The following is a 272-nucleotide window of genomic DNA, read 5'->3' on the forward strand; positions in this document are numbered from 1 at the left end:
TGGTATTTGTATTGTTTGTCCGGATCAGTCTGTTTGCAGCTTCTTACAACGGCATATCCGTTTCGCTCGTGGCTGTCATCAGTTCAGTCATCCTGCTTTGCTGGAGATGGTTTTATTTAAAAATCGGACCGGCGGACTTATTAAGGAAAGCGCCTTGGCATATCTTTATTTTTGCCTTCACGATGTACATTATCATTTACGGACTGCATAATATCGGACTGACGGCATTGCTTGTTCAGTCTATTGAGCCTTATGTCTCACAAAGCATTGCC

At 43.0% G+C, this 272-nt stretch carries 1 protein-coding gene; it reads left to right on the top strand.

Annotation, left to right across the window (positions count from 1 at the left end; genetic code table 11):
- On the top strand, window positions 1-272 hold a 272-nt coding region (locus tag SB660_RS20600; RefSeq protein WP_410584199.1), incomplete at both ends, for an ArsB/NhaD family transporter.

Origin of the sequence: Bacillus sp. SIMBA_005 (assembly GCF_046535585.1) — a bacterium.
Classification (GTDB): domain Bacteria; phylum Bacillota; class Bacilli; order Bacillales; family Bacillaceae; genus Bacillus; species Bacillus pumilus.